Below are 15,929 nucleotides of genomic sequence, written 5' to 3'. Positions count from 1 at the left end.
ATAGTACGAAACAAAAAGCGACGCCCTGGCCGTATAAGAGCGGCTCCCTACAAAACCTAAGTTCGGGTTTTTCAGGGAGCCACTCTTATACTCTGGGCTAAAACCGCTTTTTGTCTCAGCCTCTTTGCGTTACTGGTGATTGCCGGCCTTGAAGTAAGCTTGCAGCCCCTGCACCACGGCGGTGGCCATCTGCTGCTGATAGGCGGCGCTACTGATCAGCTTGAAGTCTTTGTCACTGTTGATGTAGCCCATTTCCATCAGGATACTTGGCTGGCGGTTATCGCGCAGGACTTCGTAGTTGGCATACGCGGTCTTGCGGTTCGTCAGTGTCAGCGCATTGCCTAGGGCCGTATTGACGGCAGTGGCGAGGGACTTGCTGGTCGTTGGATCGTAGTAGTAGGTGGTGAACCCGGAGGCCGTGTTGGGGTCCGGGGTCGAGTCGAAGTGAAGCGAGATGAAGGCATCGGCGTGCAAGGTGTTAGAGGCCGCGGCCCGCGGCGCGAGGTCGACGAATTTGTCGCTGTCGCGCGTGTATTCGACATTGGCGCCCTGGGCCGTTAGTGCCGCGCCGATAGCTTTCGCGGCGGCGAGGGTGTACGTCTTCTCGTACTTGCCACCGGTTGACAGAGCGCCGGAGTCGACGCCACCGTGCCCGGGATCCAGCAGAATGGTCGCCTCGGCCAAAGAGGTGGCGGACTTGGCTGCCTTATCTCCGGGGGTGGTGACGGTCCAGCTCGCCACGTAGCCGGTTTGCCCTGTGCTGGTTTTCACCTGATACCAGTCGTTTTCCTGGTTCAGCACCGTCAGCGTGGCGCCCTTAGCGACTTGGGTGGTGACCGGCGCGTTGATGCCTGCGGCGCTACGCACATTGGTGGCAATGGTCGTGGTAACGGTCAGCGTGCTGGTTTTGGCAGGCGTGGCTTTCTTGAGGTAGGTTTGCGTCGGGGCAGCGAGGGTGACGGTTTGGCCCGTCAGCATCAAGCCACTGGTTGCGACCCAGGCGGCCGTGTTTTGGTAGGTGATCTCGGTCCAGCCGTTTTCCTGGTACAAAATGTTGACCTTGGCGCCGGCATCAAGCGTGCCCAGAATCGCGGCGGTTGTGCCGGCGGTTTGGCGGACGTTGAGGCGACTCTTGGTCGTGGCCACGCGGGCACTGCTCGTGGTGGCCTCGTTTTGGTCGACCAACCAACTGGCCACCCAGCCGATCTTGTTGCCGGCGAGGCGAACTTGGTACCAAGCGTTCTCTTCCTTCAGGATGGTCAGTTGCGTGCCGCGCGCGACTTGGCCCATGGCGGTGTACGCCAAGCCCGGCCCTAAGCGGACGTTCAGCATGCTGGCCCGCACGGTCAGCGTGGTGTTGTTCGCCAGCACCGTTGTCGTGGCTAACGAGATCCCGATCACAAGCGCAAAGGCGGCAATGAGCGGCCAACGCCGAAGTTGTTTGAAGTGCATCACGCATCATCCTAACCGAAAATAGATTCTTAGGTTCAGTATACCAAGAAGCGCGCCAAAAGGGCACTGTCTGCGGCGTTTTCTGTGGCGTGGCAGCAGATTTTACTCGCACCGGTGGGGTGGGAAGACTATACTGAAGCCTAATTGAATTGTAATCGGTTTCTTGGAATGAATTCTCGGGGTAAAAAGGAGGCTAGTCATGCAGGCATTGATTCAACTGGGGCGACGCCGTGATCGCGGGGCGTTGGCGGCGTTAGCGGTGGGCAACACCTTCAGCAAGGTGGCACTTGCCTACACGATGGGATGGTTCGTGAACGCCGCGATTGCGCGAGATATGCGCCGTCTGCTGGTGTGTGGCGCTGGGGCCTTGCTGTCGCTGCTTGCGATCTACGTGCTAACGATGGCTAGTACGCGGTTGCAGGCGCGCATCGCGCAAGCGGCCACCCTGCGAATGAAACGGGCCGTCTATGACGCACAACTGTTTGATCAACGCACCGCCACACTAAACGCGGATGCGTTGCTGAATCTGGTTCAAACCACGATTCCCACGATCGCGCGCGACAATGTGCTCAGTCGCACCGCAAACATTGGCGCCAGTGTCCAAATTATCCTGTGTTCGTTCGCCCTGTTATTTGTCAATGTGCCGCTGTTTCTGGTGTGTTTTGCCGTCTCCAGTGTGCCGCTGTTGCTGAATCCGCAGATCAGACGCGGGTTTGGGCGCTACAAAGGGGCGCTCAACGATGCCGCGGAGCGCCAGGTGGGCGTCTTGACCGGCATTCTCGCCGGGATCCAGACCATCAACACGTTCGGTGCCAGCGCCGTGTTTGCCGCGCAGCTTCAGGGTGCTGACGACACGCTTGAGACGCGGCGCCGGCAGTCCAACGTCTGGGACGTGCGCATCGGCCAGCTTTCACTGCTTGTCAGCATGAGCGCCCAGATGATTTGCATGCTCGTGGCTGCACTGTACATCTTGCGCGGCGAGATCACGGTAGGGGCATTGACCATCACCACGCAGTTGCTGAATTATATTTTTCCCGGCATCAACACCTTCAACGCCAATCACCTCAAGACGGTGGCGACGCGGCCGTTGGTGGCGCGGCTCGCCACGATGATTCAGCCGGCGACCGCGCCAAGCACGCCGACCGCGTTTGTGCCTGGCGATCTCGTGCTGGAAGACGTTTCATTCGCGTATCCCGGCGCACCGGCCGTGTTGCAGCACTTTTCCACGCGGATCGGTCAAGGGCAGACGGTTGCGGTCATTGGGAAGAGTGGTGGGGGCAAAAGCACTTTGCTGCGGCTTCTCGATGGCACGCTAAAGCCGAACAGTGGGATCATTCGCGTAGGTGCGCGGCCGCTGGCCAGCTTCGACGCGGCGACCCTGATGCATCACATCGTCTACGTGAACCAGACGCCCGCTCTTTTTGAGGGCACTGTGCGCGACAATATCAGCCTGTTCGGCACGCTTGACGTGACCCCGATTATGCCGCTGCTGGCAGAGCTGGATCTGATCCCCTTGATGGATCAGCGAGTGACCCACCAAGGGGACGCTGTCTCTGGCGGCCAGAAGTTGCGGCTGTCGCTGGCGCGGGCACTGGCAAGCCGCGCGCCGGTCATCCTGCTGGACGAACCCGATAGTGGCCAAGACCCTGCCACCGCGGCGGTCATCGATCGGGTCATTCACGCGATTCAGCACAAAACCGTGGTGGTCGTCACCCACCGCTGGGAGGCTGACGTGCTGGCCCAGTATGATGCGGTGATTCACCTTGATGCATCGCAAGAAGATTAAAATCGGGAGGAATTCGCCATGACCATCACATTACGCCCGCTGACCCCTGCGGATGCGGACACACTTTACACCCTCGCCTACGGAGCCAACCGCGACTGGATGACGTGGGATGCCCCGTACTTTGCGCATCCGGTGCCTGACCGGGAGACCTTCGCGCGCAGCGGACTATTTCAGCTCCCGTTTGTCGCCGGGATCCTGGTTGACCAGACGTTGGTGGGCACTGTGACCGCTTATTATGAAGACGATGAGCTGAAGCGCTGGCTTGAATGCGGCATCGTCATCTATCAGCCCACCGGGTGGAATCACGGCGTGGGCAGCCAAGCGCTGCGGTTGTGGGCGCACCAGCTGTTCGCCCACACTGATTTGCCGCACTTGAGCTTGACCACCTGGTCGGGCAATGTACGCATGATGCACGCCGCCACCCGTGCCGGCTTTCGCGAGGAGGGGCGGCTGCGCCAGGTGCGGTTTTGGCAGGGGCGGTACTGGGATTCGATGAAGTACGGGATGCTGCGGGAAGAACTGCCTGAGTTGCGTTGACAAGCTGGGCCAAACAACGTATGCTGGTGGATAAATAAAGGTGCCCATGACGAAGTAGAAGAGGCCAACGCTTAGCGACCCGGGACGGTGAAAGCCGGGACCGGCCGAAAAGACACTTCCGAGGCAGACGCGCTCCGGTCGCCACCGTTATGGCTGAGTAAAATCACAAGGTGGTACCGTGCACTGCACCCTCGTCAAAGGGGGGGGCAGTGCTATTTTTTTGCCCGTCAACACAACATATAGGAGGAACTCATGAGTTATCAACGTCCAAAGGGAACGGCAGACATTCTGCCCGGTCAAAGCGAACTGTGGCAACAGGTCGAAACCATCGCGCGCACCGTGCTTGAGCGTTACCGCTACCGCGAAGTGCGCACACCGCTATTTGAAAGTCGCGAGGTCTTCACGCGCTCAAGCGGTGAGACTTCCGATATCGTGACCAAGGAAATGTACGATTTTGCCGATAAGGGCGACCGGATGATGGCGCTGCGGCCGGAAGGCACCGCGGGTGTCGTGCGAGCCTATGTCGAAAACAAGTTGTTTGGCCCAGAGTTCGCCAAGCCGTACAAGGTCTACTACATGGGTTCGATGTTTCGCTACGAGCGGCCTCAAAGCGGCCGCCAGCGCGAGTTCCATCAGATCGGGGTGGAGGCCTTCGGGTCCAACAGTCCGGCGTTGGACGCGGAAGTGATTGCGTTGGCCGAGGACCTACTGACGGCAATGGGGGCCAAGTCGCTCAAAGTCGCCATCAACTCGCTGGGAGACCCCGAATCGCGTGCGGCCTATCACCAGGCGCTGATCGACTACCTGACGCCGTTTAAAGATGAGCTGTCCCATGATTCACAGGTGCGTCTGACCAAAAACCCGCTGCGCGTGCTGGATTCCAAGGATAAGCACGACCAAGAAATTGTGGCCAACGCGCCTAAGATCCTCGACTACCTGACACCAGTTGCCAAGGCGCACTTTGACACCGTGAAGGCGTTGCTGGAAGCGCTCGGCTTGACCTACGAAGTGGACCCGGACATGGTGCGCGGGCTGGATTACTACAACCACACCATCTTTGAAGTGATGAGCAACGACCCCGTCTTCGGCGGCGGCTACACCACCATCTTGGGCGGTGGCCGCTACAACGGGCTCGTGGAGGAGCTTGGCGGGCCGGAAACGCCGGGCGTCGGGTTTGCCATGGGCGTTGAGCGCCTGATGCTGTTGATGCAAGGGCAGGAAGTGGCCGGGGACTTGCCGGTGTACATCGTCACGATCTCCGAGGACGCAACCGTGGCGGCGGCCCAGCTGGCGCACGCCATTCGCCTGCAGGGCTTTGCCGTGGACCTCGACTACATGGGGCGCAAGCCCAAGGCCCAGTTCAAGTCGGCCAATAAGGAAAACGCCAAGCTCGTGATGACGCTGGGTGAAAGCGAGCTTGAGGCGGGCACCGTGTCAGTCAAGAACATGGCGACGGGCGCGCAGGAAAGCATCAACCAAGCGGACATTGTTAACGACTTCAAGGCCGTGTTCGCGCAATTGACGGAGGCAGAATAATGAGCAAGCGCAGTATGTATGCAGGGGACGTCACCACGGCCAACATCGGCCAGACGGTCACCTTGAAGGGTTGGGTGCAAAAGCGCCGCAGCCTCGGGAACCTGATTTTCGTGGATCTGCGCGACCGCGCCGGGATCGTGCAGTTGGTGTTCTCCCAGGCATTTGGGTCAGACGCCTTGGCCACTGCGGAAAAGGTCCGCAATGAGTACGTGCTGGAGGTGCAGGGCAAGGTGGCCGCGCGTCAGCCGGAAGCGGTCAACCCGAAGATGAAAACGGGAGCCATCGAAGTTGAGATCAGCGCCGTCACCGTGCTGAACAAGGCCAAGACCCCGCCGTTTGACATCGACGATGACGTCAACGCGTCCGAGGAAACCAAGCTGAAGTACCGCTATCTCGACCTGCGCCGGCCGGCGATGCAGCAGGCGATTTTCACCCGCGCCAAGATCATGCAGGCGACGCACCGCTACTTCGACGACAACGGCTTCATCGACGTGGAAACGCCCACGCTGACCGCTTCCACGCCGGAAGGGGCGCGCGACTACCTCGTGCCGTCCCGCGTGTACCCGGGCAGCTTCTACGCACTGCCGCAGTCCCCGCAACTGTTCAAGCAGCTGCTGATGGGTGCGGGTTTTGACCGCTACTACCAGATCGCGCGTTGCTTCCGCGATGAGGATCTGCGCGGCGATCGCCAGCCGGAATTCACGCAGATCGATATGGAAACCAGTTTCTTGTCCGCAGAAGAGATCCGGAGCCTGACAGAGGGCCTGATCGCCCAGGTCATGCACGACGTCAAGGGCATCGACATCCAGCTGCCATTCGAGCGCATCGAGTGGCAGGACGCGATGGACAAGTACGGCTCCGACAAGCCGGACCTGCGTTTTGGCATGGAAATTCAGGACGTGTCCGACTTGGTCAAGGACTCCGACTTCAAAGTCTTTGCCAGTGCCGTTCAAACCGGCGGTCAGGTACGCGCCATCGTGCTGCCAGGTGGGGCGGAGAAGTACTCGCGCAAGAAGATCGACGAGCAGCAGGCCTACATCAAGCGCTTTGGCGCCAAGGGGCTGGCCTGGCTCAAGGTGACTGAAGCGGGCATCAGCGGCCCGATCGCCAAGTTCTTCGGCGATAGTGCCGCGCTGACCCAGGCGGTCGGGGCCGCGGCTGGCGACCTGATCCTTTTTGTCGCCGACCAAGCCAGCGTGGTCGCAGCCAGCCTCGGCTACCTGCGCACGCACTTCGGTCACGACCTCGACCTCATCGACGAAGACGCGTTCAAGTTCTGCTGGGTCGTCAACTGGCCGCTGTTCGAGTACGACGAGGGGATCGACCGCTGGGTCCCAGCGCATCACCCGTTCACAATGCCGAATGAGGAAGACGTCCACCTGCTGGACACCGACCCGCACGCGGCGCACGCGCAGAGCTACGACATTGTGCTGAACGGCTACGAGCTGGGCGGCGGCTCCATTCGTATCCACCAGCGCGAGATCCAGGAGAAAATGCTTCACGCGCTGGGCTTCACGCCGGAACGCGCGCAAAAGGCGTTCGGCTTCCTGCTTGACGCGCTGGACTTCGGTTTCCCGCCGCACGGGGGCCTGGCCATCGGGCTGGACCGCTTTGCAATGCTGCTGTCCGGGCGTGACAACATCCGCGATGTGATCGCGTTCCCGAAGAACAGCAAGGCCAGCGAGCCGATGACCAAGGCGCCGTACCCGGTGGCTGACAATCAGCTACAAGACCTCGGCATCGAGGTGCGCGCAGGGGTGGACGCCGAAGCGGCGCACGCCGGTGACGACGACTTGACAGAATAAGTGCGACAAGGGCTGTCCCGCAAAAGGTGGCAGCCCTTTTTGTATGACCAGAGCGAAGTGGCGCGGTGATAAGGGGTGGGCTTTCTACGCATGTCAGGCTGCCTTAGACCGCACCCTTATGCGCCACGCAGATCGACGAAGAGCGGAAAGAAGTAGGCACGCGCTGCTACGGAGCAAGGCAGAAAGCCCGTTGCCAGGCGCTCACGGTTCGAAGACCCCGGAAAAATACTGGCACCCGCACTTAGGCGCGAGTGGCAGGATGACTTTGACCCGTTCGTTCAAACGCAGGGAACGACCATCTGGCCAGCTTAGAAAACCTGCGCGCGTGTCCGCCATGTCGAGCGGCAACCGTGCGATAATCAGACCAGGAGGTGAGCGCATGCGCATTATGTTGATCGGCAACGCCGGCACCGGCAAGTCCACGTTCGCGCGCGCGGTCGCGGCGCAAACGGGCTGGCCGCTGCTCGCGTTGGACCGCGTGTGGCACACGATGGATTATAGCCACGCGGCCAAGTTGAAGTTTGCCCAGACGCAGCGCCAGTTCATGGCCGCGCACGCGGACTGGCTGATCGATGGCAACTACGGCGGCACGATGGCCCTGCGGCTGGCGCAGGCCGACTTAGTGGTGGTGATGACCTGTCCTCGCGTGGTGGCGCTGCTGCGGGTGGTGCGTCGCTCGCTAATGTTTCGGCGTGATCCGCGTAGCCGACCGGACATGGCACCGGGCTTTGTGGAACACTTTGATGCCGACTACTGGGCCTTTTTGCGTTACGTCTGGGCGTATCCCGTGCGCTATCGGGCGACCATTGCGCCCAAGCTTCGCACGATGCGGTCCAACCAGCGGGTGGTGGTGGTGCGCACCCGGCGACAGAAGCAGGCACTCCTGCGCGCGCTTACGAGCCGATAGATGGTGGACAATCAATTAGCCTGCCGCGTATAATGTGATTGAGGTGATGATAATGGCAACAGATGACGACTTGCGCCAAAAGCTGACGCCGGAGCAGTACGCCGTGACCCAGGAGGCGGCGACCGAGCGGCCGTTCAGTGGCGAGTACGATGATTTTGATGAGCCCGGGATCTATGTCGACGTGGTGTCGGGTGAACCGCTGTTTTCTTCCCAAGACAAGTACGATGCCGGCTGCGGCTGGCCGAGTTTCACGCGGCCGCTGGGCAAGCTGGCGGAGCACCGCGATCAGAGCTTTGGCATGGAGCGGGTGGAGGTGCGCAGCCAAGGCGCAAACTCCCATTTGGGGCACGTGTTCACGGATGGCCCGCAAGAAGCCGGCGGGTTGCGTTACTGTATCAATTCTGCCGCCCTGCGCTTTGTGCCAGCAGGCGAGTTAAAAGCGGCGGGTTACGGCGCCTACGCCCCGCTGTTTAAGGAGGCACACGATGGCAACTGACACGGCGATTTTTGCCGGGGGATGCTTCTGGTGCATGGTCGAGCCCTTCGACCAGCAGCCCGGCATCCAGTCCGTGGTGGCCGGGTACACTGGCGGCCATGTGGTCAACCCGACCTACGAGCAGGTGGCGAGCCACCAAACCGGGCACACTGAGGCCGTTGAGATCACTTTCGACCCTAGCGTTATCAGTTACGCGGAGCTAGTGGAAACTTACTGGCGGCAAACCGACCCGACCGATGCGATGGGGCAGTTTCAAGACCGTGGCGACAGCTATCGGCCGGTGATCTTCGTGAACTCACCGGCCCAGCGCGCCACCGCGGAAGCGTCCAAGCAGGCGCTGATCGCCAGCCGCCGCTTCGCTGACCCGATCGTGACTACGATCGAAGACGCCCAGCCGTTTTACCCGGCAGAGGCCGCTCACCAGCAGTTTTATCAAAAGCAGCCGTGGCGCTACGCCATCGAGGAGAACGGCGGCCGCGCGCAGTTCAAAGCCGCTTACTGGCATGATGATGCAAAAGCGTGAAAACGCGCCACTCAGGCGTTTTTACGTGCAAGCTCGAGGGGCTAACGTGGTATACTGAAGAAACCAAGTGATAAAAGAGGTTCAGTATGCAAGAGATCGAACGCCTGATTCGGCGGCACCAGAACTGGAGCCGGTTCACCGCCGCTATTTTTTACAGTATCTGTATCGCCATCGCCCTGAACATGTTCTGGGAACCCGGTGGCGTTTTTGCCAGTGGCATCACTGGGGCGGCGCAACTGCTTGCGACGGTGGTGCGCAAGTGGTTCAACTTCAAGCTGTTCGGCTTGGCGACCACCGATCTGTTCAGCACTGGCACGCTCCTGTTTCTGCTGAACATCCCGCTGTTCATCCTCGCGTGGAAACAGATCGGGCATCGCTTCACACTGTTCACGTTTTTGGCGGTCATCTTCTCAACGATCTCGATCCGGCTGCTCGGCGGTATTCGCCCGCTGACCACCGATCCGATCGTCTGTGGGATCTTCGGGGCCGTGGTCAACGGCCTGGGCACCGGGTTCGCACTGCGCAGTAACATCTCTACCGGTGGCCTCGACATTATCGGCATCGTCTGGCGCAAAAAGACGGGGGCCACGATCGGAACGGTCAACATCGCCGTCAACATCGTGATCATTTTCCTTGCTGGCTTCGTCAATGACTGGCCGCACGCGCTTTACTCCGCCTTGGCCATCTTCATCAACGGTAAGGTGATGGATGCGATGTACACCCGCCAGCAGCGGCTTCAGGTGATGATCGTGACCGAGCACCAAAAAGCGGTGGTCAGCGAGATCCAAACCACGCTGCGCCGCGGGATCACCATCGTCCACGATGCCGAAGGGGCCTTCCGCCACGAGGAAAAAACGATCCTCTTCACCATCATCTCCCGCGCGGAGATGTACGAGCTGGAGGAAGCAATGAAGCGGGCCGACCCTTACGCGTTCGTCTCGATCACCGAGTCGGTGAAGATCATGGGGCACTTCTACGAACCGAAGACAGATTGAGTGCACGATAAGGACTGGCGGCCAGGGGGGCGCCAGTTTTTTATCCCCCCGGGTCGGAATTTCGGGTAAAATATCACTAACAAGAAAGCCAGCGAGGTGACGGGATGGCACGTGTTCGACAGGCCCAATACAAGGCGGCAACCGAACTGTTGGCGCTGTTTGAAGATCAACACTTGTTCAGCGGTTACCTGATCGAGCCAGTGGGGGCGGTGTTGGTGCGCGCGCCGTTTGAGATGGACATCTACGCAAGTGCGCGCCGCACTTACCCCGATGCGCCAGCGTTGACCACACTGGCGGGGCTGCAGGCAGCCGTCCCGCAGCTGCAAGACCCTCAGGTGCTCGGCAATCTAATTTTCTCTCGGTATCGCGAGATCACGCATTGGTCCTCTGAGCACTTGGATGATCCCGAGAACCGCCAGTGGTTCATTGTGGCCTTGCGGCGACTCGTGGCGCTGACGCAACCCGGCACGGCTGCGCAAAAAAGAGAGGTGTGACACAGTTGGAAAAACTAGTGAAGGAAACCAATGTCTTCTTTGCACCAACGCTCGCCTTGGCGACCCGGTGGCGGCGATTATTTGACGCGATTCCTGCAGGTGGCAGTCTGCCTTTGATCGACTTGGCGCAGGAGTTTGACGAGTGCGGGTTTGCGCCTGACGGGTTTGCCGGGTTGGAAGACCTGCAACTCGCGGTGCCGCCGCTCTCAGACACCGCGGCTTGGCAGGCGCTGTTAGGTCAGCTGAACGATCTGGAGGTGCTGGGGGCGGCGATCGTCACCCAGTGGTACCGCGTCCAAGCCGCGGCTTCGGTATCGGCGGCCGCCCGCCAATGGTTCGACCTGGCGCTGACGCGGCTGATCGATCTCACTCGCCCGCTTGACGGGCTCAAGCAGGTGACGCTGGCGTTCGCCCGTGAGGCAGACGCACGACCCGAGGCAGACGCACGACCCGAGGCAGTCACGAATGAAATTGTGACGCTAGCAGAATCGGGCCGCGTCACACTGGTGCGGGTGACCGCGGCAGGGGTGAGCCAGACCCAAGCTGACCAGCTCGATGGGGCGACGATTGCGCGACTGCTTGAGACCCTTGCAGCGGCGATCCAACCGCTGACGATCACGCCTTGGCGCGATCAAATTTGCGCCCCCGCGCCGCAGACCTGGCAAGCCGCGCTCACGACGACTGATGGCCGCACGTTGGGCTACCGAGGGGCCGTGCTTGCGACTGAGGCCGCGGTGGCGGTGTCGGATACATTGCGCGCGGCACTGCTATTTGGGCGGCTGAGCCTTTTTGACGGGGATCCCGAGCGCCTCGAGCGGCTGGTGGCGACTGCGCACCTCACGCCGACCCATGAGGAAACGCTCCTGATCGACCGTGCGAGCCAGACGTTGAGCGTGACGCGAACGACCCCAGACGCGCGTGTGCGCCAATCGGTGCAAGGGGCCGCGGTGGTTGCACTGCTTCAAAAGGCGGACCAGATCAGCCTCGAAGCGACACTGCCGGCCGTACCCGCCACGGATGGGCTACTGGTGCGCAAAAAATTTCGGTACGCGGCGGCCACTGAGGTCGCCGGGACGCTGTCACTGGCGCAACCCGTGCGCCACTGGGCGGACTTGGCGGCGCTTGTGACTGATTGCTTGGCGACTTTGGCGCCGGCGCTGCTTGATGCCCGTGTGTTTGACCGCCATCCGCACCGCGAAGGGGACTATCTGTACTGTCGCGTGCGGTTCCACGGGGAGGGCAAGCCTTACACGTACCGCACCACCGATGACACCATGGCGATCGGTGATCGCGTGATCGTACCGGTGGGCCACAGCACCACGACCGGCACGATCGTCGCGTTGGACTACTTCGATTGGGCTAACGTGCCGTACCCACTGGACCAGACCCGGCTGGTGATCGAAAAAGCGCCGGCGACCGCCCCAGAACCGTTCGTTCGCGAAGTGCCGCTACCGCCGCCGCTTCCTGGCAACCAGCGGCTGCTGGAAGCGCGCGAGGTGACGCTTGAAGACGACGGCTCGGCTGATGATTGACTCGCTACCCGCCGCAATGAAAGGATGCCTAATGACCTCAGAACAATTATTGATCGGTGCCAATGTCAGCATGTCCGGCAAAGGGATGTTTCCCGGCGCCGTTGCGGAGGCGGTTGGCTACCACGCCACCACCTTGCAGTTTTACACCGGCGCCCCGCAGAACACGCGTCGCAAGCCGACCAGCGAGATGCGCATCCCAGAAGGCCTGGCCGCGATGCAGGCGGCCAGGCTCTCACACCTCGTGATCCACGCGCCGTACATCGTCAACCTCGGCAACACGATCAAGCCAGAGAACTTCGCCTTTGCGGTGGAATTCGTGCAGCAAGAGGTCGCGCGTGCCGACGCGCTACACGCATACACGATGCCGTTTCACCCCGGCGCCCACGTTGGGGCCGGGGCGCCGGCGGCGCTAGCGCAGATCACCCAGGGGCTCAACGAGATCCTGACCGCGGATCAACACGTCACGATCGCGCTGGAAACGATGGCCGGCAAAGGCACCGAAGTCGGTCGCACCTTTGAGGAGCTCGCCACGATCATTGACGGCGTGCAGTGTAACGAGAAGGTGATGGTGACCATGGATACTTGCCACATGAGCGATGCGGGTTATCCGGTCGCCCACGACTTTGACGGCGTCTTGAACACGTTCGATCACGTCATTGGACTGGACAAGCTGGCGGTGGTGCACGTCAACGATTCGCTGAATCCGCAGGGCGCGCACAAGGACCGCCACGCCAACCTGGGGTTTGGGACACTTGGCTTCGACTGCCTTAACGCGATCGTGCATCACCCACAGCTGACCGCGATTCCGAAGATCCTGGAAACGCCGTACGTGGGCAGTGATAAGAAAGCGATGAAGCCTCCTTACGGGGTGGAGATCGACTGGCTCACCACCGGCCGGTTTGACCCCGCCGCACTGACTGCACTGGGGGCGCCAAGGCAGTGAGCACACAAAAAGACATCCGAGTCGGATGTCTTTTTGTGTGAAACGACTTACTTCTTCGCCACGTCATCGAACGCGTCGAGGTTCATGTGTTCCAGGATCAGCATCGCGGTTTCCTCGATGGAGCGCTTGGCGGTATTGATGACCATGCAGCCGAGCTTCTCGTACAGGTCTGAGGCAAACTTCAGCTCTTCATCGACTTGGCCGCGTGCTGAGTAGGCGGTGTCCGGGTTCAGTCCGTAGGCGATCATGCGCTCGCGTCGGAACTCCATCAAAACGGAGGCGTCGGTGGTCAGGCCGACGATCTTCTTCGGGTCGACCTTGTAGATCTCAGCGGGGATGTGCGCGTTGGGCACCAGCGGGAGGTTGGCGACCTTCAGATTGCGGTTGGCCAGGAACAGCGACAGCGGGGTCTTGCTGGTTCGAGAGACACCAAGCAGCACGATGTCGGCCTCCAAGAAGCCCTTGGGGTCCTTGCCGTCATCGTACAAAACGGCAAACTCCATCGCGGAGATGCGGTCGAAGTATTTTTCGTTCAGGTCGTGCACCGCGCCCGCCACGCCGCTTGGGGTCGCGTGGGTCATGTCGGCGACAGACTGAACCAGCGGCGTCATCACATCGATGAAGGGCAGGTCGATCTGCTTGGCATAGTCCTTGCCAAGCTTTGCCAGCCCCGGGGTGACCAGCGTGGCAATGACGATGCCCTGATCCTGCTTGGCGGCATCCAGCGTTGCCATCAGCTTCTTTTCCTCATGGGTGAACGGGAACCGCAAGTAGTGCGCGGTTTGATCCCCGAACTGAGCGGCTGCGGCCTGCGCCAGCTTGAGGCCGGTTTCGCCGATGGAGTCGGAGATAATGTAGTAGTTGGTTTCTGTTGGCATAACGTCACCTCGTCGTTTGATACCGCTATCTTACCATATTTGGCGCAGGTTGCTGGGCAATCGCGGCGAGTTGCGTCAATTATTCCCTTTTTTCACGATAAACAGGGAATGCCGTATTGACGCGATTTTTTGCGTCCGGTATAATAGCTAAGAACTGTTGGCAATGAATCTGTCGGTGGTTACACAGTGTCGGAGGGAGGGATATCATATGGCAAAGACGGTCGTTAAGAAAAACGAATCTCTCGATGATGCTCTTCGGCGCTTCAAGCGCACCGTATCCAAGTCAGGTACATTGGCCGAATACCGGAAGCGGGAATTCTACGAAAAGCCAAGCGTGAAGCGCAAGCTTAAGTCAGAAGCAGCTCGCAAGCGCAAGAAGTTCTAATTGCGCATCATCGAACGCGACGTCAATTGGGCGTCGCGTTTTTGTGTGGCGTCAGAGGCCGGCGCAAGCCCGGTTCGATAAACGCCAGCAAAAAGGCTATAATCAGGTTATCTGAGCACAAAGAAAGGATCTGGACACATGGTATTAATGGATCAGTTGAACACCGATATGAAAGAAGCAATGAAGGCAAAGGATAAGCCGACGTTGGGCACGGTTCGGATGCTCAAGGCGGCGCTGCAAAACAAGCAGATCGCCAAGGGTGAGGCGCTGACGCCGGACGACGAAAAGGCGGTGCTTTCAACCGAGTTGAAGCAGCGCAAGGAAAGCCTGGCGGACTTCAAGGCGGCTGATCGGCAGGACTTGGTTGACCAGCTGGAAGGTGAAATCGCGGTGGTTGAGCGCTACTTGCCTAAGCAGCTGAGCGATGCCGAGGTTGAAGCGATCGTGGACGCCACCATCGCGGCCGTCGGCGCCACCGGTAAAAGTGACTTCGGCAAAGTCATGAAGGCCCTGATGCCAAAGGTCAAGGGTCAGGCGGACGGGGCCGTGGTCAACGGTTTTGTGAAGGCCAAGTTGGGCTAGTGAGTCCATTCAGGCGGCTGCGGCCGTCTGTTTTTGACTCGCGGCCATTGCGTCCCATCGCTCTGGCGTTTTATGCTAAAATGGTGGGAAAGACAACCTAAGTACTGGGGGCAACGAGTTGCCAGAAAACGCAACGGAAAAAAACATCACGCTGGCCGACGCCGAACAGGCGATCCAGCTGGCGGGCATCAATGATCAGCACTTCAAGCTGATCGAGGAAGGGCTGGACGTGCTGATCGCGCCGTTCGGTCAAGAACTGCGCATCAGTGGCACCACCGAGAATGCAAGCCTAGCTTATCAGCTGATCGAACAGCTGACGGCGCTGATGGCGCGCGGGATCAAGGTGGCACCGCAGGATGTGGCCAGTGCGATCAACATGGCCAAGCGGGGCACGCTGGAGTACTTCGCGGATATGTACAGCGAGACCCTGATCCGCGACGCTAAGGGCGCCCCGATCCGAGTGAAGAACTTCGGCCAGCGCCAGTACATTCAGTCCATCAAGCGCAACGACATCACCTTTGGCATCGGGCCGGCGGGGACGGGGAAAACCTACCTCGCCGTGGTGATGGCGGTGGCGGCGCTCAAAGCCGGTGAGGTCGAGCGGATCATTTTGACGCGGCCGGCGGTTGAGGCCGGTGAGAGCCTCGGCTTTTTGCCCGGTGACCTGAAGGAAAAAGTCGACCCGTACCTGCGCCCGATCTACGACGCCCTGCACGCGGTGCTCGGCACGGAACACACCAACCGGCTGCTCGACCGTGGGGTGATCGAGATCGCGCCGTTGGCCTACATGCGTGGCCGGACGCTGGACAACGCCTTTGCCATCCTGGATGAGGCCCAAAACACCACGCGCATGCAGATGAAGATGTTTCTGACTCGGCTGGGGTTTGGTTCCAAGATGATCGTCAACGGCGACATCACTCAGATCGACCTGCCAAACAATCAGAAGAGTGGCCTGATTCAGGCGCGTGACATCCTCAAGGACATCGATCATATCGGGTTTGCCACATTTGCGGCCAGTGATGTGGTGCGGCATCCGGTGGTGGCGCGAATTATTGAAGCGTACGGCGAAAACGCCTAG

General features: G+C 60.3%; 16 protein-coding genes. 14 read left to right on the top strand and 2 right to left on the bottom strand.

The genetic code is table 11. From position 1 onward, the window contains the following. Positions 1 to 129: 129 nt before the first annotated feature. On the bottom strand, positions 130 to 1,455 hold the full coding sequence (locus tag EKM88_RS04595; protein ID WP_164511992.1) for an N-acetylmuramoyl-L-alanine amidase: 1,326 nt from the start codon (positions 1,453 to 1,455) through the stop codon (positions 130 to 132). 196 nt (positions 1,456 to 1,651) lie between these two features. Between EKM88_RS04595 and EKM88_RS04590 the strand changes: the two genes are divergently transcribed. The 11 genes from EKM88_RS04590 to EKM88_RS04540 all read left to right on the top strand — a co-directional run bounded on the left by EKM88_RS04590 (position 1,652) and on the right by EKM88_RS04540 (position 13,006). Then, entirely contained in the window at positions 1,652 to 3,238 is a 1,587-nt protein-coding gene (locus tag EKM88_RS04590) for an ATP-binding cassette domain-containing protein (RefSeq protein WP_125703585.1), read from the top strand. A gap of 18 nt (positions 3,239 to 3,256) precedes the next feature. Next, a complete protein-coding gene (locus EKM88_RS04585) occupies positions 3,257 to 3,775 on the top strand; it encodes a GNAT family N-acetyltransferase (protein ID WP_125703583.1) in 519 nt (172 codons plus the stop codon). A gap of 252 nt (positions 3,776 to 4,027) precedes the next feature. Beyond that, complete coding sequence (hisS, locus tag EKM88_RS04580) at positions 4,028 to 5,311, top strand: histidine--tRNA ligase (protein ID WP_125703580.1); 1,284 nt, start codon at positions 4,028 to 4,030, stop codon at positions 5,309 to 5,311. Beyond that, complete coding sequence (aspS, locus tag EKM88_RS04575; protein WP_125703578.1) at positions 5,311 to 7,116, top strand: aspartate--tRNA ligase; 1,806 nt, start codon at positions 5,311 to 5,313, stop codon at positions 7,114 to 7,116. The genes hisS and aspS overlap by 1 nt, the downstream gene beginning before the upstream one ends. Positions 7,117 to 7,495: 379 nt before the next feature. After that, complete coding sequence (locus tag EKM88_RS13235) at positions 7,496 to 8,023, top strand: isopentenyl transferase family protein (RefSeq protein ID WP_164511991.1); 528 nt, start codon at positions 7,496 to 7,498, stop codon at positions 8,021 to 8,023. A 52-nt stretch (positions 8,024 to 8,075) separates the two neighbouring features. Then, positions 8,076 to 8,519 carry a peptide-methionine (R)-S-oxide reductase MsrB gene (msrB, locus tag EKM88_RS04565; RefSeq protein ID WP_164511990.1) on the top strand — a complete coding sequence of 148 codons (444 nt, stop codon included), beginning with the start codon at positions 8,076 to 8,078 and terminating at the stop codon, positions 8,517 to 8,519. Further along, positions 8,509 to 9,042, top strand: a complete 534-nt coding sequence (gene msrA, locus EKM88_RS04560) for a peptide-methionine (S)-S-oxide reductase MsrA (RefSeq protein ID WP_125703572.1) — start codon at positions 8,509 to 8,511, stop codon at positions 9,040 to 9,042. The genes msrB and msrA overlap by 11 nt, the downstream gene beginning before the upstream one ends. An 86-nt stretch (positions 9,043 to 9,128) precedes the next feature. Next, the gene (locus EKM88_RS04555; RefSeq protein ID WP_125703570.1) at positions 9,129 to 10,037 is read left to right on the top strand and encodes a YitT family protein; all 909 of its coding nucleotides are present in this window, start codon (positions 9,129 to 9,131) and stop codon (positions 10,035 to 10,037) included. 104 nt (positions 10,038 to 10,141) lie between these two features. Continuing rightward, entirely contained in the window at positions 10,142 to 10,531 is a 390-nt protein-coding gene (locus EKM88_RS04550) for a hypothetical protein (RefSeq protein WP_125703568.1), read from the top strand. A 5-nt stretch (positions 10,532 to 10,536) separates the two neighbouring features. After that, the gene (locus EKM88_RS04545; protein ID WP_125703566.1) at positions 10,537 to 12,063 is read left to right on the top strand and encodes a hypothetical protein; all 1,527 of its coding nucleotides are present in this window, start codon (positions 10,537 to 10,539) and stop codon (positions 12,061 to 12,063) included. 31 nt (positions 12,064 to 12,094) lie between these two features. Next, positions 12,095 to 13,006 carry a deoxyribonuclease IV gene (locus tag EKM88_RS04540; RefSeq protein ID WP_125703564.1) on the top strand — a complete coding sequence of 304 codons (912 nt, stop codon included), beginning with the start codon at positions 12,095 to 12,097 and terminating at the stop codon, positions 13,004 to 13,006. A gap of 47 nt (positions 13,007 to 13,053) precedes the next feature. Here EKM88_RS04540 and EKM88_RS04535 read toward each other — a convergent pair whose 3' ends face one another. Continuing rightward, positions 13,054 to 13,884 carry a pyruvate, water dikinase regulatory protein gene (locus EKM88_RS04535; protein WP_125703562.1) on the bottom strand — a complete coding sequence of 277 codons (831 nt, stop codon included), beginning with the start codon at positions 13,882 to 13,884 and terminating at the stop codon, positions 13,054 to 13,056. 208 nt (positions 13,885 to 14,092) lie between these two features. Here EKM88_RS04535 and rpsU point away from each other — a divergent pair, with 208 nt between their 5' ends. The 3 genes from rpsU (at position 14,093) to EKM88_RS04520 (ending at position 15,929) form a co-directional block, all read left to right on the top strand. Then, positions 14,093 to 14,269, top strand: coding sequence for a 30S ribosomal protein S21 (gene rpsU, locus EKM88_RS04530; protein WP_054661478.1), 177 nt, complete (start codon positions 14,093 to 14,095; stop codon positions 14,267 to 14,269). A gap of 138 nt (positions 14,270 to 14,407) precedes the next feature. After that, positions 14,408 to 14,851, top strand: coding sequence for a GatB/YqeY domain-containing protein (locus EKM88_RS04525; RefSeq protein ID WP_125703560.1), 444 nt, complete (start codon positions 14,408 to 14,410; stop codon positions 14,849 to 14,851). Between the two features lie 118 nt (positions 14,852 to 14,969). Beyond that, positions 14,970 to 15,929 carry a PhoH family protein gene (locus EKM88_RS04520; protein ID WP_125703558.1) on the top strand — a complete coding sequence of 320 codons (960 nt, stop codon included), beginning with the start codon at positions 14,970 to 14,972 and terminating at the stop codon, positions 15,927 to 15,929.

It is taken from the genome of Lacticaseibacillus daqingensis (assembly GCF_003946115.1).
GTDB classification, from domain to species: Bacteria; Bacillota; Bacilli; order Lactobacillales; family Lactobacillaceae; genus Lacticaseibacillus; species Lacticaseibacillus daqingensis.
This window is presented reverse-complemented; position numbering and strand designations above follow the sequence as displayed.

Bases quoted from the DNA above. Each gene is read 5' to 3' on its own strand.
- EKM88_RS04540 (WP_125703564.1), top strand. From the start codon at position 12,095: ATGACCTCAGAACAATTATTGATCGGTGCCAATGTCAGCATGTCCGGC.
- EKM88_RS04525 (WP_125703560.1), top strand. From the start codon at position 14,408: ATGGTATTAATGGATCAGTTGAACACCGATATGAAAGAAGCAATGAAG.
- msrA (WP_125703572.1), top strand. From the start codon at position 8,509: ATGGCAACTGACACGGCGATTTTTGCCGGGGGATGCTTCTGGTGCATG.
- EKM88_RS04590 (WP_125703585.1), top strand. From the start codon at position 1,652: ATGCAGGCATTGATTCAACTGGGGCGACGCCGTGATCGCGGGGCGTTG.
- EKM88_RS13235 (WP_164511991.1), top strand. From the start codon at position 7,496: ATGCGCATTATGTTGATCGGCAACGCCGGCACCGGCAAGTCCACGTTC.
- msrB (WP_164511990.1), top strand. From the start codon at position 8,076: ATGGCAACAGATGACGACTTGCGCCAAAAGCTGACGCCGGAGCAGTAC.
- EKM88_RS04535 (WP_125703562.1), bottom strand. From the start codon at position 13,884: ATGCCAACAGAAACCAACTACTACATTATCTCCGACTCCATCGGCGAA.
- aspS (WP_125703578.1), top strand. From the start codon at position 5,311: ATGAGCAAGCGCAGTATGTATGCAGGGGACGTCACCACGGCCAACATC.
- EKM88_RS04550 (WP_125703568.1), top strand. From the start codon at position 10,142: ATGGCACGTGTTCGACAGGCCCAATACAAGGCGGCAACCGAACTGTTG.
- EKM88_RS04585 (WP_125703583.1), top strand. From the start codon at position 3,257: ATGACCATCACATTACGCCCGCTGACCCCTGCGGATGCGGACACACTT.
- rpsU (WP_054661478.1), top strand. From the start codon at position 14,093: ATGGCAAAGACGGTCGTTAAGAAAAACGAATCTCTCGATGATGCTCTT.
- hisS (WP_125703580.1), top strand. From the start codon at position 4,028: ATGAGTTATCAACGTCCAAAGGGAACGGCAGACATTCTGCCCGGTCAA.
- EKM88_RS04555 (WP_125703570.1), top strand. From the start codon at position 9,129: ATGCAAGAGATCGAACGCCTGATTCGGCGGCACCAGAACTGGAGCCGG.